The organism is Pseudomonas sp. P4_C3, assembly GCF_056402075.1.
On sequence record NZ_JBFUIC010000205.1, the window covers coordinates 1 to 8,398 of the forward strand.

3 protein-coding genes are annotated in these 8,398 nt (G+C 62.1%); all 3 read right to left on the minus strand.

The genetic code is table 11. The features are described 5' to 3' along the window. On the minus strand, nt 1-1,833 hold a 1,833-nt coding region (recD, locus tag AC1DVH_RS22930; RefSeq protein ID WP_477755736.1), incomplete at its 3' end, for an exodeoxyribonuclease V subunit alpha. Next, complete coding sequence (gene recB / locus AC1DVH_RS22935; RefSeq protein ID WP_477755737.1) at nt 1,830-5,519, minus strand: exodeoxyribonuclease V subunit beta; 3,690 nt, start codon at nt 5,517-5,519, stop codon at nt 1,830-1,832. The genes recD and recB, both read right to left, overlap by 4 nt. After that, on the minus strand, nt 5,519-8,398 hold a 2,880-nt coding region (gene recC, locus AC1DVH_RS22940), incomplete at its 5' end, for an exodeoxyribonuclease V subunit gamma (RefSeq protein WP_477755738.1). The genes recB and recC, both read right to left, overlap by 1 nt.

The window sequence follows — 8,398 nt, forward strand, 5'->3', positions numbered from 1 at the left end:
GGGCAGGACAAATCGCACGCCACCCTGGCCATCATTGCGTGGGAATGCCACGCGCAAAACCTGTTTTCCGTGGCCTTCCTGTTCCGGGAGCTTGAGGGCAATGCCGATATCGCCGTTCATCAAACCCAGCCCGTAATCGTTGCGGGTCATCAGGACGGGGCGACCTTCGTACCATTGCTGGTCGCTGTCGATCAGACGGGCCCTCAGCAACGCGTCCGTCACCCGTTGGTTCAAGCCTTCAACACCCCACGGCCCCTTGCGCACGGCACATAACAACTGGAATGCGTCGAAGGCCTGCAACACATTCCGAGCCCAATCAATCCAGCGCGAATCATCCAGCGGGCTGTCCAGTGGCGGCCGCTGATTGCGCAGCACGCTCAGGTAATGTCGATAACCCTGCGGCCCCTCACCGTGGCCGTCGAGAAGCAAGCGTTCCAGGGCCCGGTCCTGCTCCCCCTTGAGGGCCAGGCAATACACATCGTCATGGCTGCGCGCCGACAACAACTTTCGGGCTTCTTCGGGTTGCTGCTGGTTGACCCAGCGAGCCAGTTGGCCAATGCCGCTGCCCTCACCGAATCGCCGGGAATGGCGCAGCATCACAACCTGTTGGGCCAATGGATGAGTGCCCTGCGTGTCCTCCTGCAAGCCGCTGGCCTGCAGGTTTTCGCCACTGACGGCTTCCAGCCACTGGCGCGTCTGCGGGCTGTACCAGCCAGCCTCCGCGTCGCGACACAGATCCCCCAATACCGCACCGGCCTCTACCGAAGCCAGTTGATCCTTGTCACCCAACAGCACGAGGCGCGCATGGGCCGGCAAGGCGTCGAGCAGGTTGGCCATCATTTCCAGGTCGATCATCGAGGCCTCGTCTACCACCAACACATCCAGCGGCAGACGATTGCCCGCGTGATGCCGGAAATGACGAGTCCCGGGGCGGCTGCCGAGCAGGCGGTGAACGGTGGTGACGTCGGAGGGGATCTTGTCTCGTATGTCTTGGGTGACCTTCAAGGTCCGGACTTGCTGGCTGATGGATTCTGTCAGACGCGCCGCGGCCTTGCCGGTCGGCGCGGCGAGACGAATGCGCAGGGGCATGCCGGCCTCGACTGCCGGCGCCTGGAGCAACGCCAGCAAGCGCACGACGGTGGTGGTCTTGCCGGTTCCCGGCCCCCCCGTCACGATGCTGAAGGCGCTGCGGGTCGCCAGTGCGCACGCGAGCTTCTGCCAGTCGATTACGTCACCGGACCGGGCAGGACCAAACAGCCCGGTGAGGCGCTGGAGCAAGTCGTTCGGCGTGGACTCGTGTTCCGTCAAACGCTCGCGCAGTGAAAGGTCAATCCGCCGCTCGTAGGCCCAATAGCGGCGCAGGTACAAGCGTTTGCCCGATAAAACCAAAGGTCGGTCGCGCACGTTGTCACGGCTGTCAACGGCCAGCGCGACCAGGTTGCTGGCGGCCAGCACCTTGCACCAGTGAGCACCGTCCAGCGATCCCAGCAATTGCGAGGGCAACAGCATCGCGCCGCCTTGCACGTCACCTTCGGGTGGTAACGACAGGGCGAAGTCCGGTTCTTTCAGCGTCTCGAACAGGTCGAGACAGACATGCCCATGGCCCAATTGGTGACTGGTCAGCGCGGCCGCCAGTAACACCAACGGATCATCCTCCGGAGCCAGTTCATGCAGAAACGCCACAAAGGCTTTGTCCAGCGCGCGCAACCAGCCACGCTCGACCCAGCGCGTGAGCAACAACAGCAAGTCGTCGGCACGACTCAGCGGCGCCAGATCGGCCAGGCTTTCGGCTGCCAGCGATGTGGGCAACAAATCGGCGAATGTGCGATTCATAACAGTACTCCCTGTTCCCAGGCGGGCTCGGCCTTGGGCTCTGGCTTGCCCTGGAACAGTCTGTCCAGACGCTCGATCAGCTCTCTTGGCGGCCGGGCGAAAAACACACCCTGGCTGGCCGCACGCGTACCGCGCAAAAACAGGTACAACGCACCGCCGACATGCCGGTCGTAGTCGTAATCGGCGAGCCGCGCCTTGAGCTGGCGGTGCAGGGCCAACAGGTACAACACGTATTGCAAGTCATAACGGTTGTCGAGAATCGATTGTTCCATGGCCTGCGCGGTGTAGGCCGCATCATCGACGCCAAGCCAGTTGGATTTGTAATCGGCCACGTAATAGCGGCCGTCATGTTCGAACGTCAGGTCGATGAAACCCTTGAACATGCCGTTGAGCAACACCGGTTCCGCGGCCACCCGGGCCACGCCGTTATGGGTGTATTGGCACACCAGCGCATCGAGCTTGAGCACATCGACCTTATGGCTGGCGAACCAGAACTCCATCTCGACCTGATACTGCGTCAACTGGCCGAATATCACCGGTGCCTGACCGCTGCCCAGTTGCAACGGCGACTTGAGCAGATGCTGCAGCCAGTCACTCAAGGTGCTGATCCAGCCCTCCCAGCCTCGACGGTTACAGCGACGGGCAATGGCGTCGATTACCTCTTGCGGTGCCGCATCAAAACCCTCGCCTCCCGCCCATTCGAGCAAGCCATGGAGGAAGGTGCCGGGGTTCGGGCCGCGCGGGAAGCGATGGATATCGCCACCACCGGCCACCACTTCCCTGGGGGCCTGTGGGTCGAGGCGTTCGTCATCGAACAGTTTTTGCGCCTGCGGGCTCTCCGGCGCCTCGTCGGTGCCGACACTCAGGGTGTCGCCAATGCGTAACGCGCTGTAGGAAGCGATCCACCAGTTTTCACTGGCCTTGCGTTTCGGAACCAGCGGAACCAGCAGTGCCGCGTCATTTTGCGGTGGCCGGTAATGCTCTGCAGTCGCTTCAGGCATCTCGGCATACGCCAGCGCCGGGCAGTCCTGTTGCAGGTCTCGCAACCAAAGCTGCAACGCCGGGGAATCAGCCAAAGGCGCGCCGCCGCCCAGCAGATAACCCAAAGCCGACAGATGCAGCACCGAGCCATTGTTGTTGCCGCGCTTGAGGTCGGCCACCCCCAGCCAGCAGGCGTGTTGCGCCCGGGTCAGGGCGACATAGAGCAAGCGCAGATCCTCGGCCAGACGCTCATCGTCAGCCTGGGCAATCAACTCCGCCGTTGGCTTCAACGTGACCTGGGCATTGCCGGATTCATCGTGGTAGTGCAACGGCAGGCGGCTGCCATCCACCGGTTTCGCCGAGCAAATGAACGGCAGGAACACCAAGGGGTATTCAAGGCCCTTGGACTTGTGAATAGTCACGACCTTGACCAATTGCTCATCACTTTCCAGACGCAGGATCTGCTCTTCGCCAGCCTGCCCGGACAACGCCAGATGCTCGGACAGATGCCGGATCAGGGCTTGTTCGCCATCGAGTTCGGCGGCGGCTTGTTGCAGTAGTTCGAAAAGGTGCAGAAGGTTGGTCAACACGCGCTCGCCGTCACTGCGGGCGATCAACGCCTGGGGCAGATGGAAGTCGTGCAGCAAGCGCCGCAGCATCGGCAGTACGCCCTGCTTGCGCCAGACTTCGCGATAGCCACGGAACTGCATGACCCGGGCTTCCCAGGCCAACTCGTCCTGATTCAGCCGCTCCAGCTCAGTCAACGAAAGGTTTAACGTGATGCTGGCCAACGCGGCTCGCAGCGGGCGCTCGACATCCGGCTCGGCGCAGGCCTTGAGCCAGGTCAGCACGTCATGCGCTTCCTGGGCGGCGAACACCGAGTCCTTGTCCGACAGGTAAACACTGCGCACGCCACGGGCGGCCAATTGCGCACGAACCGCCTGCGCCTCCTTGCCGTCGCGGACCAGGATGGCGATGTCCGCCGGCAGCAGGCCCYTGAAGGCTTTGCCATCCTGGGTGAATCCCGCTTGCTCCTGCTGTCCACCATTGAGCAATGCCGTGATTTCACTGGCGCAGGCAGCCGCCAGATGTTGCCGGTACACCGCGCCGGACAACGGTTGTTCGGCCGGCAAGTGCCAAATGTTCAAGGCCCGGATTGCCTGGTCATTGATGCGCAAGACTTCTTTGCGGCCCTGGGAGGCAACCGGCGTGAACGGCACCGGGTTGTCGCCATTCTTCTGCCTGAAGAGGAAAGCGCCGCGTCCTGACTCCCGGGCTTCGGCGCGCTCGAACACATGGTTCACCGCGTTGACCATGCCGTGGCTCGAGCGAAAGTTGGTGCCCAAGGTGTGCAGGCGGCCAGTGGTGGCCTGGCGGGCGCGCAGGTAGGTATGGATGTCGGCACCGCGAAAAGCGTAGATCGCCTGTTTCGGGTCGCCGATCAGGAACAGACCGCACTCGGGGCTGTTCTCTTCAATGCGGTAGATGCTCTCGAAGATCCGGTATTGCACCGGGTCGGTGTCCTGGAACTCATCGATCAGGGCGACCGGAAACTGTTCACGAATCAGGGTTGCCAGTCGCTCGCCGCCATCGGACTGCAAGGCCGCATCAAGGCGCAGCAACATGTCGTCGAAACCCATTTCCGCACGGCGACGTTTCTCTTCCTCGAATCGCGCCCCGACCCAGCGGGCCGCATGTTGCAGCACGGCGGCATCAGGTGTTGGCAACCCATCGAGACAGGCCTTGAGGCCGGCCATCGCATCGAGCCCCGGATGTCGAGGCGCTTCGCCCTTCCAGGCTTCGGCCATGCCATCAGGGGTCAGGCGCGTGAAGCCGGTGCCGATATCCAGGTGCTCGAGGGATTCGTCTTCGGCCCAGGCTTTGATCTTTTCAAACCAGGGCTCGAAATAGCGAGCCTGCATCTTGCGACCGTCGACAGCCTTGCCGGCAACGCCCTGGTGACAGATCGCAAGCAACTCGTCCGCCCACTGCAGCCAGGGCTTCTTGAGTTCGATCAGTGCCGCCCGTCGTTCTTGCAGGCATTGCGAAATCACTTCGGCGGGCTCTTTCCCTTGCAGCGTATCCCGCTCGCTGGCGAACAGCGCACGAATCCGCGGCAGCAGCGCCGCCGGTCCGCCCCAATTGCTGCGTACCCAATTCAAGGCGTCACCTTGCATCGGGTAACAGAACAGCCGCCAGTAATCGCGCAAGACCTCCCCCAGCAAGTCGCTGTGGTCGGTTTCCAGGGTCTGGGTAAACAGGCTGCCGCTGTCGAATGCGTGTTCGCGCAACATGCGCTGGCACCAACTGTGGATGGTCGACACCGCCGCCTCGTCCATCCACTGGGCGGCGATATCCAGGCGGTTTGCGCATCCGGGCCATTGCTCGGGCAGGTACTGATCACGCAACTCGGCAATCAGGCTGTCGGGGGCCGGTGTTTCATCGCGGAAAAATCGCGCGGCCTCGGCGAGCCGCGTGCGAATGCGTTCGCGCAGCTCTTTGGTAGCGGCGTCGGTGAACGTCACGACGAGGATTTGCGGCGGCAACAGCTCACGTCCGAAGCCACTGTCCTCCCCGCCATTGCCAAGCACCAGACGCAGGTACAACGCGGAAATGGTGAATGTCTTGCCGGTCCCGGCGCTGGCTTCGATCAACTGGCTGCCACGCAGCGGGAAGGCCAGGGCCAGCGGTGTCTTCGTGCTCATCAGCGCGACTCCTCGCTGGACAGTGAACGCCAAGGAGCTTCAAGAAGCGGGCGATAGAGCGCGTCACACCAATCGGGGAACGTCTCATCGGCATTCAAGGCATCGTAATCGGCGAATTGGCGCGCGAGTGCCGGGCTTTCGCGACGCTCTCCGTCCGTCGTCTGCCCGTCGCCTTCATAGGCCTTGCGCGCAGCGGCATCGGCCTTGACCGGGTCGGTTTGCCCCAGCCACGCAAAGGCTGTCTTGACCGCGATCGGCAGAGGCTGGCGCATGCCCGACTGCCAGGCCATCAACAGGTCACCGAGAATTTTCTGCGCAGTGCTCTCATCCAGCGGAGCGAGCAGCAGGCTGTCGTCACTGGCCACCAATGCGGTGGTCAACGCCACGCCACTGGCACAAGCCACCAGATGAGTGAGCCACGGACGTGTCAGACGATGCCATTTGCGTGACTTGATCGAGCCGATACTGTTGGGGATCGTAGTGATAGACAGCAATCCACCATCGGCGCGCTGATGCAGGCCGCTGAGCCAGCCCTCAATGTGCAGGCCTTGCAGTTCAAGACTGACTGGCAACGCGCTGCTGAGCGGTGTAGGCCACAAAGCCAGGAGCTGTTGGTGGCGTTGCAGCAAGTCAGGTAATGGCTCGATCAATTCACGCTGCAGGCACTCACCGAATCCGGCCATGGGCAACAGCCCGCTGTTTTGCAGGCGTTTCGCCTGTTCCTCCAGCGCCTGTCCGGTATTTCCCGGGTCAGCCAGCGCCGCTTCGAGCAAACGGTCACTTAGGCTGTAACGCTGCAACGCATCCAGGACAAAAGGCTCTTCATCAGCCAAGGGCACTTCGGCCGCCTCGAAGAAGACCTTCAGGCGCTGGCTGAAAAAGTGCCGTACCGGGTTGCGCAGGAAATCCTGCAACTGACCGAGACTCAGTGGTTCGTCCTGGACGTGAGCCTCGAGCACTTCCGCGCTTGCCTGTTGCTCTGTCGCCTGATGAAGCACCTGCCATTCGGTGGCGTAGCTGAACGACTCATCCCCTTCGTGAAAGTAGCGGGCACTGAAAGGTTGCAACGGGTGTTCCCGGGTCATGGCCTCCAGCAGGTCATTGTCGCTTTGTGACAATCGCCAACCGCTGGCCAAGTGGTCGCGTAACTGGCCGATCAGCACCGACGCAGGCCTCTCRCTGTTATCGCGGATGCTGCGGCCCACCCAACTGATGTAGAGCTGGTCCCGTGCCGACAACAAGGCTTCCAGTAGCAGGTAGCGGTCATCTTCGCGTCGGGAGCGGTCACCTGGACGGTAATCACTGCCCATGAGATCGAAATCCAGTGGCGGCTGCGCGCGCGGATAATCGCCGTCATTCATGCCCAGCAGGCACACCAGTTTGAACGGGATGGCGCGCATGGGCATCAAGGTGCAGAAGTTGACCGCTCCGGCCAGAAAGCGTTGGGACAAACGGCCCTGATCCAGACCCGCAAGCCAGGCTTCACGGACGACGGTCAGCGGTAACTCGTCCTGCAACCCGACCGACTCGCAGGTCTCGAGCCAGGTCTCACGCAGCTCTTCGAGCTGAGCCAGCAAGTAGTCATCGTGTTCGTTACTGGCAAGGAAGAACAACTGCACCAACGCCTGCAAGCGCAAGCCCCATTGCCCCGGCGATGCAGGCTGAGAAAGTTCGTGGTGAGCCACTTCCAGCGCGTCCAGCAGCGCAACCAGCGGGCCGATTAGCGCGGCGTCCAGGCCCCCGATTTCGTCGTAGGGCTCGATACCCTCATAAGCATCGGCGCTGCCAACGGCATAACCGAGCAACATCCGACGCAAGCCGAAACGCCAGCTATTTTGCTCCAGTTCATTCGGCAGCCCGAGCCCGGCACGCTGTTCGGCGTTCATGCCCCAGCGAATGCCGGCACCTTCGATCCAGCGGTGCAGCGTCGGCAGATCGCGCTCCTCAACACCAAAGCGAGCACGCAGTGCCGGGACGTCCAGCAGATCGAGAATCTCACTGACGGGGAATCGGCTGTCAGGCAGCTTGAGCAGGTGCTCGACCGCAATCAGTAGTGGATCGCGGCCACGCTGGCCCTGGTCCGCCAGGGTAAACGGAATGAAGCGCGGATCCTGGCGGTCAAGCTGACCAAACACGGCACGAATGTGCGGTGCGTAGCTGTCGATGTCCGGGACCATCACGATGATGTCCCGGGGCCGCAAGGTCGGGTCGGCGCTGAAGCGCGCGAGCAGTTGATCGTGGAGGATCTCGACTTCTCGCTGGGCGCTGTGGGCGACGTGAAAACGGATCGATTCGTCCTTGTGCAGATCGATAGCCGGCCAACGCTCCCGAGTCTCGTTGAGGGGGCGCAACTCGAGGATGTCGTCCTGCAACTGGTTGAGCACATTCAGCGGCTGACCATCACTGAACAGGTCGATGCGCCCGTCGCGGAATGCCGAACGATAGCTGTTGGGATCGTCGTAACTGTCGAGCAGGTTGATATAGTCCCGCCCCTGTTTACCCCAGGCAGCCAACAATGGGTGAGCATGCTGGTGGAGGGTTTGCGGATCGATCACTACCGGCATGCCGCTTTTGCGGGCCTGACGCTTGTATTGATGCCGCAACAGGTCTTTATCGGCGACGATGTCCGCCCAATGGTGACGACACGGGTTGTGTACGCACAGCAGGACCTGGCTGAATCGTGCCAGTCCCGCCAGTGCCTCCAGGGCTTGCGCAGGCAGCGAAGAAATCCCGAAAACGATCACTCGCGAGGGTAATCCCTTGGGAGCTGTTTCGAGGTTATTGATGCGCTCGACAAATCGCTGATGGACCCCGGCACGGCTTTGCGCCATGCCTTCTTCTCCCACATCCAGCAAGAGTGCGCGCCATAACTCTGCCTG